Raw genomic sequence first — 14,552 nt, forward strand, 5'->3', positions numbered from 1 at the left:
TGCCCTGCCACTTATCCACAGAGGAGGCATCGCCTAGCTTTAACAAGCTTTACAGAAAAGCTTTAAATAATTCCCTTCTTTATTTTTATGTCTGGCGGACAGTCTTTCAGACGGAAACCTCCGGGAGATCTATTTATAAGGAAACGCTGGTTGGAAATTGACCTGAAGGCTTGCTTTCTCTAGAATCCCCGGTCTCTTAAAACGGGGGCCATTCCGGCCCGTTGTGGACGAACCAGGTAACACGACATGAAACGTACTTTCCAACCAAGCACTATCAAACGCGCTCGTACCCACGGTTTCCGTGCTCGCATGGCTACCAAGAACGGCCGCGCAGTCCTGTCGCGTCGTCGCGCCAAAGGTCGTGCGCGTCTGGCAGTTTGATAATCCGGTACTGGAGGTGAGTCAGGACTTCAGTCGGGAAAAGCGTCTGCTTACCCCCCGGCATTTCAAGGCAGTCTTTGACTCCCCTACCGGCAAGGTTCCGGGGAAAAATCTCCTGCTCCTTGCACGCGACAACGATCTCGATCACCCCCGTCTCGGGCTGGTTATCGGGAAAAAGAGCGTCAAGCTCTCCGTTGAGCGCAATCGCCTCAAACGTTTGATGCGCGAATCGTTCCGTCTGCACCAGGATTCACTGGTCGGCTGGGACATCGTTATCGTCGCGCGCAAAGGTCTGGGCGATGTAGAAAACCCCGAATTGATTCAGCATTTCGGCAAACTCTGGAAGCGTCTGGCTCGTAACAAGCCGGTTCCGGCAGTCAAAACCGAAACTGTAGGGGTAGACAGTCCAGATGCGTAAACTGGCCCTCGTTCCGATCCAGTTTTATCGCTATGCCATTAGTCCTTTGATGGCCAGCCACTGTCGTTTCTACCCCAGTTGTTCCTGCTACGCGTATGAAGCCATTGAAAATCATGGCCTTCTGCGCGGTGGCTGGCTGACCTTTCGTCGTTTAGGTCGCTGTCATCCGTGGAATCCCGGTGGTTATGACCCGGTTCCGCCTATCCCTACCTCCCGTTCTTCTTCGATGGCCGAGTAATCATGGATATCAAACGCACGATCCTGATCGTCGCCCTGGCAATCGTGTCCTACGTTATGGTTCTTAAATGGAACCAGGACTATGGCCAGGCTGCCCTGCCGACTCAGAATGTTGCTTCCAGTACGACTACATCCGGTTTGCCGGACACCGCCACTGGCACCAATGCTGCCGCCAGTGACGATATTCCGCGTGCCGCCAGCGATACCAGCGCACCTGCCGAAACACCGGTAGCCGCCAGCAAGGATCTGATCCAGATCAAAACCGACGTGCTCGATCTCGCGATCGATCCACAAGGTGGCGATGTTGCCCAACTGACCTTGCCTCTGTATCCGCGTCGTCAGGATCGTCCTGATGTGCCGTTCCAGCTGTTCGATAACGGCGGCGAACGTGTTTATCTGGCCCAAAGCGGTCTGATCGGCACCAATGGCCCGGACGCAAATCCGGCCGGTCGTCCGGTCTACTCCTCGGAGAAGAAGACCTATCAACTGGCTGATGGTCAGGATCAACTCGTCGTTGACCTGAAATTCAGCAAGGATGGCGTCAACTACATCAAGCGTTTCACGCTGAAACGCGGCCTGTATGACGTAGCCGTTTCCTACATTGTGGATAACCAGAGCGCTCAGCCCTGGAATGGCGCGATGTTCGCTCAGTTGAAACGCGACGCAAGCGCGGACCCTTCGTCCACAACGGCGACTGGCACCGCGACTTACCTGGGCGCTGCCCTGTGGACAAGTTCGGAGCCGTACAAGAAAGTGTCCATGAAGGACATGGACAAGGCGCAGCTCAAAGAAACCGTCACCGGTGGCTGGGTAGCCTGGCTGCAACACTACTTCGTGACTGCGTGGATTCCGGCCAAGGGCGAAAACAACATCGTCCAGACCCGTAAAGACAGCAAAGGCAACTACATCATCGGTTACACCGGTCCTACTTTGACCGCTGCACCAGGTGCCAAGGTTGAAACCAGCGCAGTGCTGTACGCCGGTCCGAAAAGCCAGGCCGTGTTGAAAGAGTTGTCCCCTGGTCTGGAACTGACCGTCGACTACGGCATTCTGTGGTTCATTGCCCAGCCAATCTTCTGGCTGCTGCAACATATCCACGCGATTGTCGGCAACTGGGGCTGGTCGATCATCTTCCTGACCATGCTGATCAAAGGGATCTTCTTCCCGTTGTCGGCTGCCAGCTACAAATCGATGGCGCGTATGCGTGCCGTTGCGCCGAAACTGGCTGCGCTGAAAGAGCAACATGGCGACGACCGGCAGAAAATGTCGCAAGCCATGATGGAGCTGTACAAGAAAGAGAAGATCAATCCGCTGGGCGGCTGCTTGCCAATCCTCGTGCAGATGCCGGTTTTCCTTTCGCTGTACTGGGTTCTGCTGGAAAGCGTGGAGATGCGTCAAGCGCCGTTCATGCTGTGGATCACCGACCTGTCGATCAAGGATCCGTTCTTCATTCTGCCGATCATCATGGGCGCGACCATGTTCATCCAGCAGCAGCTGAACCCTACACCTCCGGATCCGATGCAGGCGAAGGTCATGAAAATGATGCCAATCATTTTCACCTTCTTCTTCCTGTGGTTCCCTGCTGGTCTGGTGCTGTACTGGGTTGTGAACAACTGCCTGTCGATTGCACAACAGTGGTACATCACGCGTAAGATCGAAGCGGCGACGAAAAAAGCCGAGGCGTAACTTGCACTGTGGATAACACCACTCAAAACGCCCCCTAGTGGGGCGTTTTGCTATCTGCCACTTTTGTCTGGATTCCGGTTTATGAGCACACCGCGTGAAACCATCGCCGCCGTCGCCACCGCACAAGGTCGCGGCGGTGTGGGCATCGTTCGTATTTCCGGGCCGTTGGCCAGCGTGGCGGCGAAAGCCATCAGCGGTCGCGAACTGAAACCACGTTTTGCCCATTACGGGCCGTTTTTCAGTGATGATCAGCAGGTGCTGGACGAAGGTCTGGCACTGTATTTCCCGGGGCCGAACTCATTTACCGGCGAAGACGTGCTGGAACTGCAGGGACACGGCGGCCCGGTCGTTCTCGACATGCTGCTCAAGCGTTGTCTGGAACTGGGTTGCCGCTTGGCGCGTCCAGGGGAATTCAGTGAGCGCGCGTTTCTCAACGACAAGCTCGATCTGGCCCAGGCCGAGGCGATTGCCGATCTGATCGAAGCCAGTTCTGCTCAAGCCGCACGTAATGCCCTGCGTTCATTGCAGGGAGCATTTTCCCAGCGTGTGCATAACCTGACTGAGCAACTGATCGGTCTGCGCATCTACGTCGAAGCCGCTATCGATTTTCCGGAAGAGGAAATCGACTTTCTCGCCGATGGCCATGTGTTGAGCATGCTCGATAAAGTGCGCAACGAGTTATCCACAGTACTGCGCGAGGCCGGACAAGGTGCACTGTTGCGTGATGGCATGACAGTCGTGATCGCCGGTCGACCCAATGCCGGCAAATCCAGCCTGTTGAATGCACTGGCCGGTCGGGAAGCCGCCATCGTCACCGAGATTGCTGGCACTACCCGGGATATCCTGCGCGAACATATCCACATCGATGGCATGCCGCTGCACGTTGTCGACACTGCCGGTCTGCGTGATACCGATGATCATGTGGAAAAGATCGGCGTCGAGCGGGCATTGAAGGCGATCGGTGAGGCTGATCGCGTGTTGTTGGTGGTTGATGCGACCGCACCGGAAGCGCTGGACCCGTTTGCCCTGTGGCCGGAATTCCTCGAAACCCGGCCGGATCCGGCCAAAGTCACCCTGATTCGCAATAAAGCCGACCTGACCGGGGAAGCAATTGCTCTGGAAACCAGTGAAGACGGCCATGTGACCATCAGTCTGAGTGCCAAATCTGCCGGTGACGGCCTGGATTTACTGCGTGACCATCTCAAAGCCTGCATGGGTTACGAGCAAACATCGGAAAGCAGTTTCAGTGCGCGACGTCGGCATCTCGAAGCCCTGCGCCATGCCAGCGCGGCATTGGAACACGGCCGTGCCCAGCTGACATTGGCGGGCGCCGGCGAATTGCTCGCCGAGGATTTGCGCCAGGCCCAGCATGCGTTGGGTGAAATCACCGGGGCGTTCAGCTCCGATGACTTGTTGGGACGGATCTTTTCCAGCTTCTGCATTGGTAAATAAAAAGGGCCTGTGGACAATTTATCCACAGGCCTTTTTGGTTTTACCAGTTGTAAGACACTGTACCGAGCATGGTGCGGTCTTCGCCCCAATAGCAGCGCCCGGCATCGTTGCAGCCCGATACATAGTCCTTGGCGAAAAGATTTTTCGCGTTGAGATCCACGCTCCAGTGGCTGTCGATCTGGTAACCGATCGCTGCATCGACCAGCGTGACATCGCCGGCATCCAGCTTGCCGTAGAGAGACGGCGAGGTGTAGGCGAACGCACTGTCGAAGTAACGCACGCCGCCCGCCACGTACAGGCCTTTGAGATCGCCATCAAGGAAGCGGTATTTGGCCCAGACCGACGCCTGATTGCGCGGCACGCCTGTCATCTGATGACCTTTGACCAGTGAGGTTGCTGCATCTTTGGTGATGCGCGCATCGGTGTAGGTGTAAGCAGCCGTAACATTGAGGTTTTGGGTCAGATTGCTGTTGAGCTCCAACTCGACACCTTTGGAACGGCTTTCGCCCACCTGGCGATAGCTCGACGTCGTCGAGTCGAAGTAGGTGTCGTCTTTTTTGCGCAGGTCATACACCGACGCGGTGAATGCGGTATCCCAGCCGATCGGCTCGTACTTCAGGCCCAGTTCGTATTGGCTGCTGGTGATCGGATCGAGCGGTGCGCCGGCGTTGGAAATCTGCTGCACCGGCACGAACGAGGTGGAATAGCTGACATATGGCGTCAGGCCGTTGTCGAACTGATACATCACCCCGCCCTGATAGGTGAACTTCTTGTCCTCGGAACTGGTGTTGCTGCCTGTGGCCACCTTGTCGCGGAAATCACTGTCGACCCAGTCCTGCCGGCCACCGAGCAAAAACAGCCAACGGTCGTACTTGCTCTGGATCTGTGCATAAACGCCTTTCATCTGTTGCTCGAGCAAGGTGTTTTGCACCGCAATCGGCGTGGTCGGGTCGCGCAGATAAACCGGGTTATACACATCGATCGGCCCGACGATGCCGGCGTTCCAGTCCTGATTGAACGAGGTACGGTCGTAGCTGGCGCCGAACAGCACGGTGTTCTCCAGCCCCCCGACCTGGAATTTGCCTTCCAACTGGTTATCCAGCGAATAGACCATCGACTTGTTGAAGCGATCGTATGCGGTCATGTTCAATCGCGTGCCGTACCCGCCATTGTTCAGGTTGCCTGGCCAGGTTTCATGCCGAGTAATACGCGACTGCATATAGCGCGAGTTCTGGCGGAACTGCCAGTCATCGTTGAAGGAATGGCTGAACTCGTACCCGGTACTCCAGGTTTCCCGTTCGAAGGTATTCCAGTCCGGATCGCCGAGCATCGTGTCTTTGGGTAACCGGCCGTTGGGGTTGCTCAGCAATGTCCCGGCCGCCGGCAGGCCGAGTTCCATGTTGGTGTGATCCTTCTGGTAGTTGGCCAGCAGTGTCAGCGTGTTGAAATCGTCAAAGTTCAGGGTCAGCGAAGGGGCGATGTAGATTCGGTCATCCGGGACATGATCGGTCTGGGTGTCGGATTTGCGCCCAAGCATCACCACGCGCCCGAGAATGTTGCCGCTGTCGTTGAGCGGCCCCGACACGTCGACGCCGATCTGCCGGCGATTGTTCGAACCATAGCCCAGTTGCACTTCGCCCTGAGGCACAGCGGTTGGACGTTTACTGACCAGATTGACCAGACCACCGGGGGCGTTTTCTCCATACAACAGCGACGACGGACCGCGGAACACTTCGACCCGCTCCAGACCGTAAGGCTCAGTGCTGGTGTCATACCGATTGCCCTGTACGCGCAGTCCATCGCGCAGCAGACCGTAGCCGTAATCGGTGGCGTTGAAGCCACGAATGAAAAACAGATCGCCGGCCAGGCTGTCACCCGCGGCGAACGGTGGGGCAAAGATGCCTGGTACGTAGCCAAGCACTTCGGTGAGTGTCTGAGATTTCTGATCTTTCATGCGCTGGGCGGTTACGACAGACACAGAGCGCGGCGTTTCCGACAGCGGCGTACTGGTTTTCGTACCGATCCGGCTGTTCTGCGCCTTGTAGCCGACGTCAGCGGCGTAATCCAGGTCCATCGGGTTGGCCAACTGAGCGTTGATGTTGGTCGGGGCCAGTTCCAGCGAATCAGCGCTTGGCAACGCTTGCAGAATGTAGCTGCCCGGTGCCTGCGGCACGGCTTGCAGTCCGGAGCCTTGCAGCAGTTGGGCAAAACCCTGTTCGATGCTGAAATTGCCGTTCAGCCCGGCACTGGACAAGCGCTGCGTCTGTTGCGGCGAGAAGGACAAAATCACATTCGCAGCGGAGGCGAACTGGCTGAGGGCTTTATCCAGCGGGCCTGCGGCAATGACATAACGCTGAGTGCTGCTCGCCGCGGAGGCGCCAGCGGGCATCACCAGACAAGACGCGGCACTGGTCATCAATAGGCTGTAAGCAAGATAGTGGCAGGAGAAGCGCTGACGATACGTAGGAAGACGCATGTGTGGATAAGCCCTGAAGGTGGCAACGAGCCGCGTTGATCGCGATTACCTGTAGGGCCGGTTCAGGGCAAAAAAAGATAACCCCGGTGTCGATTCATTTTTCCCAAGGTCTGGTGTCGATCAAGCGCGGTGGCTGAGCGAGACCCAGTAACGAGTGAAGTAACGCACGTTGATCGGCAACGAAGCCTGTAGATTGGCCAACACGGCATCGGTGGAATCAAGCCGAAATGTACCGGACACGCGCAGATCCCTGGCACGAGCGTCGCAATGCAGGACACCGCGACGATAGCGTTGCAGCTCATCGATCACATCGCCCAGCCGCGCATCGAGGACGATCAACTGGCCGTTGCTCCATGCCACTTGTGATGAGGTGAAGGGCTGAATGAGTCCGATATGCCGACGGTCGAAATCTGCACCTTCGCCTGCCTGCAAGATTCTCGCGGCCGAGACATCAGCGGGCTGAACGCTGACCCGATCTTCGAGCACACCCACCCGGGTTGCGCCCGGTAACTGATGAACCGAAAAACGCGTGCCCAGCGCTTGTATCCGACCATCCTGGGTTTCGACAAAAAACGGCCGTTGATCGCCAAGCTTGCCGGTTTGAATCAGGATCTCGCCCGAGCGCAGGCGAATCAGCCGTTGTGTCGCAGTGAAAGACACATCGATCGCGGTGTCCGTATTGAGCTGAATCTGGCTGCCGTCGGCCAATGGCAGGTTGCGACGCTGACCGACCTCGGTTTTATAGTCGGCCCAGACATTCCCCAAGGAAGTGTGTTGCTGAACATTCCAGCCAACGAACCCGGTTCCTGCAGCGAGCAGCAATAGCTTCACCACCTGGCGTCGTTGCTGTCCGGTACACAGGGCGCGACGTTTCAAGTCCTGCGGAAGGGTGCCGAGGTGACGCTGCAGTTGTTCCACTTGGTTCCATGCCGCCAGATGCGCAGGATCGCTATCTATCCACAACTGCCAAGCGTTTTTTTCGGCAAGCGTTGGCGGCTCTGCCTGAAATTGCACGTACCAGCTGGCGGCCGCTTCGAAAACCTGGCGGTCGGGTGCGATGGCCATCAATGCTGCGCCATGATCAGGGCACATTCTGTCAGGGCGCGAATCATGTGCTTCTTCACCGTTGTCAGCGAAACCTGCAGTTGCACGGCAATCTGTTGATAAGTCAGGCCTTCAATCTGGGAAAGCATGAAGATCCGCTGGGTTCGCGCACCGAGGCCTGCCAGGGCTTTATCCACAGCCATCAGGGTTTCGATGATCAACGCTCGGTCTTCTTCACTGATTGCGCTGGCTTCAGGTCTGGTTGCCAGAGCCTGCAGATAGGCAGTCTCGATGGCGCTTCTTCTATATCGGTCAATCACCAGGCCGCGCGCGATGGTGGCCAGATACTCCCTCGGCTCGCGGATATGCGCCGCATTGCGGGCCGCCAGAATCCGCACAAACGTGTCATGCGCGACGTCCGCCGCATCGCCGGCGTCATTTAATCTGCCCTTGAGCCAGCCGTAGAGCCACGAATGGTGTTGCTCGTAGATTTGCTCGATCGCAGCGGTATGGGCGAGTAGGGACATGGGAGAAAGTGGTGAGTTAATGATAATGCCTATTATTAGCCCCTGTTACGTTCTCTCACAATAGCCCTTTCATTTCCTCTCCAATGCTTGCATGGGCGTCACCGCTATCTTGGTGGCGCCTTTTTTTTGCGTTCTGTATGCATCGTTTGGACGTTTTCTGTGGATTAAGCCCTGTGAATAACTGCCCCTGAGATCGGTTGATAACAGGGTTTCGAAACTGGATATAAACCCCTCTGTGGATAACAACCCCTTTCATCCACAGGCTTACGAGGCTTATCCAATACCCTCATTGGCACATGAGCACAGGGTTTTGAATCTCTGTACAGCACGTAAATAATGGCTTGTAGCGATCTATCCACAGAAATCATGGCCAGTAAAAATAAACATAAAAACAAAGGTTTTATAAAATTCTCTCTTTTTTATTCTTTTAACCGCGAGTTCTCCACAGCTGGTTAAATTTTGTGCAAAGGGTTCTTTAGAAAGGGCGAAGTCCCTATACTTGCCGACCAGGTCCAGAAACCTGAGCTCAAACTATTTCCTGAATGACCTATTAAGCAGGCACGAGGTGCGTGGTGGATTTCCCTTCCCGTTTTGAAGTGATCGTCATCGGCGGCGGTCATGCCGGTACCGAGGCAGCACTGGCCTCAGCACGTATGGGGGCAAAAACCCTGTTGCTGACGCATAACGTGGAAACCCTCGGTGCCATGAGTTGCAACCCGGCCATCGGTGGCATTGGCAAAAGCCATCTGGTCAAGGAAATCGATGCCCTCGGCGGCGCGATGGCCATGGCTACCGATTTGGGTGGTATCCAGTTTCGCGTGTTGAACAGCCGCAAAGGCCCGGCCGTACGTGCGACCCGTGCGCAGGCCGACCGCATTCTGTACAAAGCGGCTGTCCGCGAAATCCTGGAAAACCAACCGAACCTGTGGATATTTCAACAGGCGGCTGATGACCTGATCGTCGAGCAGGAACAGGTCCGTGGTGTTGTCACGCAAATGGGTCTGCGCTTCTTGGCCGATTCCGTGGTGTTGACCACCGGTACGTTCCTCGGTGGACTTATCCACATCGGTTTGCAGAATTTTTCCGGCGGTCGCGCCGGTGATCCGCCGTCGATCGCGCTGGCGCACCGTTTGCGTGAACTGCCTCTGCGCGTCGGCCGCTTGAAAACCGGCACACCGCCGCGTATCGACGGCAAGTCTGTGGATTTCTCCGTAATGACCGAGCAACCCGGCGATACGCCGATCCCGGTGATGTCGTTCATGGGCAACAAGGAACAGCATCCACGCCAGGTCAGCTGCTGGATTACCCACACCAATGCTCGCACCCACGAAATCATCGCGGCGAACCTCGATCGTTCGCCGATGTATTCCGCTGCCGGCGAAATCGAGGGCATCGGCCCGCGTTACTGCCCGTCGATCGAAGACAAGATCCACCGCTTTGCCGACAAGGAAAGCCATCAGGTGTTCATCGAACCGGAAGGTTTGACCACCCATGAGCTGTACCCGAACGGGATATCCACAAGCTTGCCGTTCGATGTGCAATTGCAGATCGTGCAATCGATCCGCGGCATGGAGAACGCGCACATCGTGCGTCCGGGTTATGCGATCGAGTACGACTACTTCGATCCTCGCGACCTGAAGTACAGTCTGGAAACCAAGGTGATTGGCGGTCTGTTCTTTGCCGGTCAGATCAACGGCACTACCGGTTACGAAGAAGCCGGTGCACAAGGTTTGCTCGCTGGCGCCAACGCGGCGCTGCGCGCCAAGGGCAAAGAAGCCTGGTGCCCGCGCCGCGATGAAGCGTACATCGGTGTATTGGTCGACGATCTGATCACCCTGGGTACTCAAGAGCCGTACCGCATGTTCACTTCCCGCGCCGAGTACCGCCTGATCCTGCGCGAGGACAACGCCGACCTGCGTCTGACCGAAAAAGGCCGGGAGCTGGGCCTGGTCGATGACGCGCGTTGGGCGGCCTTCTGCAAGAAGCGCGAAAGCATCGATCTGGAAGAACAGCGCCTGAAAAGCACCTGGGTGCGACCCAATACGCAACAGGGCGATGCAATTGCCGAGAAATTCGGCACGCCACTGACCCACGAATACAACTTGCTCAACCTCCTGAGCCGACCGGAAATCGATTACGCGGGTCTGGTCGAGGTAACCGGCAACGGCGCTGAAGATCCGCAGGTTGCCGAGCAGGTCGAAATCAAGACCAAGTACGCCGGTTACATTGATCGTCAGCAGGATGAAATCGCCCGTTTGCGCGCCAGCGAAGACACCAAACTGCCTGTGGATATCGATTACACCAATATTTCCGGTCTCTCCAAGGAGATCCAGAGCAAGCTGGGCGCGACTCGCCCCGAGACGCTCGGCCAGGCTTCGCGGATCCCGGGTGTGACCCCGGCAGCCATTTCGCTGTTGATGATTCATTTGAAAAAACGCGGCGCGGGCCGTCAGTTGGAGCAAAGCGCTTGAGTTCTAAGGTCACTTCGCAGCACGCCGAAGAGTTATCCACAGGAGCCCGCGCGCTCGGTATCGAGCTCACGCAAGCCCAGCATGAGTTGCTGCTGGGTTATCTGGCCCTGTTGATTAAATGGAACCAGGCCTACAACCTCACCGCTGTGCGCGATCCGGATGAAATGGTCTCGCGTCACTTGCTCGATAGTCTGAGCGTGATGTCGTTCATCGAAAACGGCCGCTGGCTCGACGTCGGCAGTGGCGGCGGCATGCCGGGGATTCCGTTGGCGATCCTGTTTCCGGATTCGCAGGTGACCTGCCTGGACAGCAACGGCAAGAAAACCCGCTTCCTGACACAGGTCAAACTCGAACTCAAACTGGATAACCTGCAAGTTATCCACAGTCGTGTAGAGGCGTTCCAGCCTGCGCAGCCATTTAACGGGATCATTTCCCGGGCGTTCAGCAGCATGGAGAATTTCAGTAACTGGACTCGTCACCTGGGCGATGCTGATACACGCTGGCTGGCAATGAAGGGCGTTCATCCGGCCGATGAGCTGGTAGCATTGCCGGCAGACTTCAAACTCGATAGCGAACACGCCCTGGCCGTACCCGGTTGCCAAGGCCAACGCCATCTGCTGATACTGCGCCGCACGGCATGATTGGGAACACAAGCAAGAATGGCTAAGGTATTCGCGATAGCGAACCAGAAGGGTGGTGTGGGCAAGACCACCACCTGTATCAACCTCGCAGCATCGCTGGTCGCGACCAAGCGCCGGGTGCTGCTGATCGATCTCGATCCACAGGGCAACGCCACCATGGGTAGCGGTGTGGATAAACACGGCCTGGAAAATTCGGTCTACGACCTGCTGATCGGTGAATGCGATCTGAGCCAGGCCATGCATTTTTCCGAGCATGGCGGTTATCAACTGCTGCCGGCCAACCGCGATCTGACGGCGGCCGAAGTGGTGCTGCTGGAAATGCAGATGAAGGAAAGCCGTCTGCGTAGCGCGCTGGCGCCGATCCGCGACAACTACGATTACATTTTGATCGACTGCCCGCCGTCGCTGTCGATGCTCACGCTGAACGCGCTGGTCGCCTCCGACGGGGTAATTATCCCCATGCAGTGCGAGTATTTCGCGCTCGAAGGCTTGAGCGACCTTGTGGATAACATCAAGCGCATCGCTGAACTGCTGAATCCGAACCTGAAAGTCGAAGGTCTGTTGCGGACCATGTACGACCCGCGCCTGAGCCTGATGAACGATGTGTCGGCGCAGCTCAAGGAACACTTCGGCGAGCAGCTTTACGACACGGTGATTCCGCGCAACATCCGTCTGGCCGAAGCGCCAAGCTACGGCATGCCGGCACTGGCCTACGACAAGCAGTCGCGCGGCGCGCTGGCCTATCTGGCCCTCGCGGGCGAGATGGTTCGCCGTCAGCGCAAAAATTCACGCATCGCCGCTGCCCAGCCAACTTAAGGAATCCCCATGGCCGTCAAGAAACGAGGTCTCGGACGTGGACTGGATGCACTGCTGAGCGGTCCGACAGTCAGCGCCCTGGAAGAACAGGCCGCGCAGGCTGATACCCGGGAATTGCAGCATTTGCCGCTGGACCTGCTTCAGCGCGGCAAATACCAGCCGCGCCGGGACATGGATCCGCAGGCGCTGGAAGAACTGGCGTCTTCGATCAAAGCCCAAGGCGTGATGCAACCGATCGTGGTGCGTCCGATTGGTGGTGGCCGCTTCGAAATCATCGCTGGTGAGCGTCGCTGGCGCGCCAGTCAACAGGCTGGCCAGGAAACCATCCCGGCCATGGTCCGCGATGTGCCTGATGAAACCGCAATCGCCATCGCGCTGATCGAGAACATCCAGCGCGAAGACTTGAGTCCGATCGAAGAGGCCGTGGCCTTGCAACGGCTGCAGCAGGAATTTCAGCTGACCCAGCAGCAGGTGGCCGAGGCTGTGGGTAAGTCTCGCGTGACTGTGGCTAACCTGTTACGACTTATTGCATTGCCTGAAGTCATCAAGACCATGCTGTCTCATGGCGATCTGGAAATGGGTCATGCCCGTGCATTACTCGGTCTGCCGGACAATCAGCAGGTCGAAGGGGCGCGACATGTTGTCGCACGAGGGCTGACCGTGCGCCAAACTGAGGCACTGGTTCGCCAGTGGTTGAGTGGCAAACCCGAGCCTGTCGAAGCCGCCAAACCCGATCCGGACATCGCTCGCCTCGAACAGCGGCTGGCCGAGCGCCTAGGCTCTGCGGTGCAGATTCGCCACGGGAAGAAGGGCAAGGGCCAATTGGTGATTGGTTACAACTCGCTCGATGAGCTTCAAGGTGTGCTCGCACACATCCGCTGAAACATTTCCTCATGTAGCGCGCAGTCGGAAATCACTACCTGACAGTTGAATAGGGGCAGAACCGCCCCTATACTCTGCGCGCATTTTGTCGGCACAAATTATGCCAAGTTAGTGAATTCTGGCAGCCGACCTTTGGAGAGCAAACGTGATGGAAACCCGCAAGCCAAACCGCCTGCCGTTCCATCGCCTGGCGGTTTTTCCGGTGCTGATGGCTCAATTTGTCGTTTTGCTGATTGCCGCGTTGGCGCTCTGGCAATGGCATGGAGTCGTTGCCGGATACTCGGGACTTTGCGGAGGCCTGATAGCCTTGCTGCCCAATGTTTATTTCGCTCACAGGGCATTTCGGTTTTCCGGCGCCCGAGCAGCCCAGTCCATCGTCCGGTCTTTTTATGCCGGCGAGGCAGGCAAACTGATTTTGACGGCAGTGCTGTTTGCACTGGTGTTCGCAGGTGTGAAGCCACTGGCGCCGATCGCAGTATTCGGCGTGTTCGTGCTGACGCAGTCGGTCAGCTGGTTCGCTCCCCTGCTGATGAGAACAAGACTTTCGAGACCTTAGGGCGTTTGAGGCAACCATGGCAGAAACAACCGCTTCGGGCTATATCCAGCACCACTTGCAGAACCTGACCTTCGGTCAGCTACCCAACGGCGGCTGGGGCTTTGCCCACACCGCAGCAGAGGCCAAGGAAATGGGCTTCTGGGCTTTCCACGTCGATACCCTCGGCTGGTCGGTCGCGCTGGGTCTGATCTTCGTTCTTCTTTTCCGCATGGCGGCGAAGAAGGCAACGTCGGGTCAGCCGGGTGCTTTGCAGAACTTCGTTGAAGTATTGGTCGAATTCGTCGATGGCAGCGTGAAAGACAGCTTCCATGGTCGTAGCCCGGTGATCGCACCGCTGGCACTGACCATCTTCGTCTGGGTGTTCCTGATGAACGCCGTCGACCTGGTACCGGTCGACTGGATTCCTCAACTGGCCATCCTGATCTCCGGTGATGCGCACATCCCGTTCCGCGCCGTGTCGACTACCGACCCGAACGCGACCCTGGGCATGGCGTTCTCGGTGTTCGCGCTGATCATTTTCTACAGCATCAAGGTCAAGGGCATCGGCGGCTTCATCGGCGAACTGACCCTGCACCCGTTCGGCAGCAAGAACATCTTCGTTCAAGCCCTGCTGATCCCGGTGAACTTCCTGCTGGAATTCGTGACCCTGATTGCCAAGCCGATCTCTCTGGCTCTGCGTCTGTTCGGCAACATGTATGCCGGCGAGCTGGTGTTCATTCTGATCGCTGTGATGTTCGGCAGCGGCCTGCTCTGGCTGAGCGGCCTGGGCGTTGTTCTGCAGTGGGCGTGGGCTGTGTTCCACATCCTGATCATCACGCTGCAGGCGTTCATCTTCATGATGCTGACCATCGTCTACCTGTCGATGGCGCACGAAGAAAACCATTAAGGCCAGTCTCGACTAGTCTGATGTCCCTCCCGGTCAAACGGGAGGGGGCTCTTCACAGGGCACCTGAAACGATTTGTTT

General features: G+C 57.2%; 14 protein-coding genes. 11 read left to right on the plus strand and 3 right to left on the minus strand.

Annotation, left to right across the window (positions count from 1 at the left end; all coding sequences use genetic code 11):
* Window positions 1-246: 246 nt before the first annotated feature.
* From rpmH to mnmE, 5 genes are all read left to right on the plus strand, one after another.
* Window positions 247-381, plus strand: coding sequence for a 50S ribosomal protein L34 (gene rpmH, locus BLU24_RS01080; protein WP_003213577.1), 135 nt, complete (start codon window positions 247-249; stop codon window positions 379-381).
* A gap of 16 nt (window positions 382-397) precedes the next feature.
* On the plus strand, window positions 398-799 hold the full coding sequence (rnpA, locus tag BLU24_RS01085) for a ribonuclease P protein component (RefSeq protein WP_197677837.1): 402 nt from the start codon (window positions 398-400) through the stop codon (window positions 797-799).
* Window positions 792-1,037: a membrane protein insertion efficiency factor YidD gene (yidD, locus tag BLU24_RS01090; protein ID WP_010465488.1), complete on the plus strand. Its 246-nt coding sequence runs from the start codon at window positions 792-794 to the stop codon at window positions 1,035-1,037. The genes rnpA and yidD overlap by 8 nt, the downstream gene beginning before the upstream one ends.
* 2 nt (window positions 1,038-1,039) lie before the next feature.
* A complete protein-coding gene (yidC, locus tag BLU24_RS01095; protein ID WP_093096467.1) occupies window positions 1,040-2,722 on the plus strand; it encodes a membrane protein insertase YidC in 1,683 nt (560 codons plus the stop codon).
* Window positions 2,723-2,803: 81 nt separating this feature from the next.
* A complete protein-coding gene (mnmE, locus tag BLU24_RS01100; protein ID WP_093096473.1) occupies window positions 2,804-4,174 on the plus strand; it encodes a tRNA uridine-5-carboxymethylaminomethyl(34) synthesis GTPase MnmE in 1,371 nt (456 codons plus the stop codon).
* A gap of 40 nt (window positions 4,175-4,214) precedes the next feature.
* Here mnmE and BLU24_RS01105 read toward each other — a convergent pair whose 3' ends face one another.
* From BLU24_RS01105 to BLU24_RS01115, 3 genes are all read right to left on the minus strand, one after another.
* A complete protein-coding gene (locus tag BLU24_RS01105; RefSeq protein ID WP_093096478.1) occupies window positions 4,215-6,650 on the minus strand; it encodes a TonB-dependent siderophore receptor in 2,436 nt (811 codons plus the stop codon).
* A 120-nt stretch (window positions 6,651-6,770) separates the two neighbouring features.
* The gene (locus tag BLU24_RS01110) at window positions 6,771-7,715 is read right to left on the minus strand and encodes a FecR domain-containing protein (RefSeq protein ID WP_093096483.1); all 945 of its coding nucleotides are present in this window, start codon (window positions 7,713-7,715) and stop codon (window positions 6,771-6,773) included.
* Window positions 7,715-8,221, minus strand: coding sequence for a sigma-70 family RNA polymerase sigma factor (locus BLU24_RS01115; protein ID WP_093096486.1), 507 nt, complete (start codon window positions 8,219-8,221; stop codon window positions 7,715-7,717). Before BLU24_RS01115 ends, BLU24_RS01110 begins: the two co-directional genes overlap by 1 nt.
* 572 nt (window positions 8,222-8,793) lie before the next feature.
* On the opposite strand from BLU24_RS01115, the gene mnmG reads away from it, so the two are divergent.
* The 6 genes from mnmG to atpB all read left to right on the plus strand — a co-directional run bounded on the left by mnmG (window position 8,794) and on the right by atpB (window position 14,473).
* Complete coding sequence (mnmG, locus tag BLU24_RS01120) at window positions 8,794-10,692, plus strand: tRNA uridine-5-carboxymethylaminomethyl(34) synthesis enzyme MnmG (protein ID WP_093096489.1); 1,899 nt, start codon at window positions 8,794-8,796, stop codon at window positions 10,690-10,692.
* Entirely contained in the window at window positions 10,689-11,333 is a 645-nt protein-coding gene (gene rsmG, locus BLU24_RS01125; protein ID WP_093096493.1) for a 16S rRNA (guanine(527)-N(7))-methyltransferase RsmG, read from the plus strand. The genes mnmG and rsmG overlap by 4 nt, the downstream gene beginning before the upstream one ends.
* An 18-nt stretch (window positions 11,334-11,351) precedes the next feature.
* On the plus strand, window positions 11,352-12,149 hold the full coding sequence (locus tag BLU24_RS01130) for a ParA family protein (RefSeq protein ID WP_090287828.1): 798 nt from the start codon (window positions 11,352-11,354) through the stop codon (window positions 12,147-12,149).
* Window positions 12,150-12,158: 9 nt separating this feature from the next.
* Window positions 12,159-13,031: a ParB/RepB/Spo0J family partition protein gene (locus BLU24_RS01135; protein WP_090287826.1), complete on the plus strand. Its 873-nt coding sequence runs from the start codon at window positions 12,159-12,161 to the stop codon at window positions 13,029-13,031.
* A gap of 148 nt (window positions 13,032-13,179) precedes the next feature.
* Window positions 13,180-13,587, plus strand: a complete 408-nt coding sequence (locus BLU24_RS01140; protein WP_090287824.1) for a F0F1 ATP synthase subunit I — start codon at window positions 13,180-13,182, stop codon at window positions 13,585-13,587.
* 16 nt (window positions 13,588-13,603) lie between these two features.
* A complete protein-coding gene (atpB, locus tag BLU24_RS01145) occupies window positions 13,604-14,473 on the plus strand; it encodes a F0F1 ATP synthase subunit A (RefSeq protein WP_016772402.1) in 870 nt (289 codons plus the stop codon).
* The last annotated feature ends 79 nt before the right edge of the window (window positions 14,474-14,552 follow it).

The organism is Pseudomonas sp. Z003-0.4C(8344-21), assembly GCF_900104975.1.
Lineage (GTDB): Bacteria > Pseudomonadota > Gammaproteobacteria > Pseudomonadales > Pseudomonadaceae > Aquipseudomonas > Aquipseudomonas granadensis.

Coding starts and splice junctions, on each gene's coding strand:
- BLU24_RS01110 (WP_093096483.1), bottom strand. CDS start 7,715: ATGGCCATCGCACCCGACCGCCAGGTTTTCGAAGCGGCCGCCAGCTGG.
- yidD (WP_010465488.1), top strand. CDS start 792: ATGCGTAAACTGGCCCTCGTTCCGATCCAGTTTTATCGCTATGCCATT.
- BLU24_RS01115 (WP_093096486.1), bottom strand. CDS start 8,221: ATGTCCCTACTCGCCCATACCGCTGCGATCGAGCAAATCTACGAGCAA.
- atpB (WP_016772402.1), top strand. CDS start 13,604: ATGGCAGAAACAACCGCTTCGGGCTATATCCAGCACCACTTGCAGAAC.
- BLU24_RS01130 (WP_090287828.1), top strand. CDS start 11,352: ATGGCTAAGGTATTCGCGATAGCGAACCAGAAGGGTGGTGTGGGCAAG.
- yidC (WP_093096467.1), top strand. CDS start 1,040: ATGGATATCAAACGCACGATCCTGATCGTCGCCCTGGCAATCGTGTCC.
- mnmE (WP_093096473.1), top strand. CDS start 2,804: ATGAGCACACCGCGTGAAACCATCGCCGCCGTCGCCACCGCACAAGGT.
- rpmH (WP_003213577.1), top strand. CDS start 247: ATGAAACGTACTTTCCAACCAAGCACTATCAAACGCGCTCGTACCCAC.
- BLU24_RS01105 (WP_093096478.1), bottom strand. CDS start 6,650: ATGCGTCTTCCTACGTATCGTCAGCGCTTCTCCTGCCACTATCTTGCT.
- BLU24_RS01135 (WP_090287826.1), top strand. CDS start 12,159: ATGGCCGTCAAGAAACGAGGTCTCGGACGTGGACTGGATGCACTGCTG.
- BLU24_RS01140 (WP_090287824.1), top strand. CDS start 13,180: ATGGAAACCCGCAAGCCAAACCGCCTGCCGTTCCATCGCCTGGCGGTT.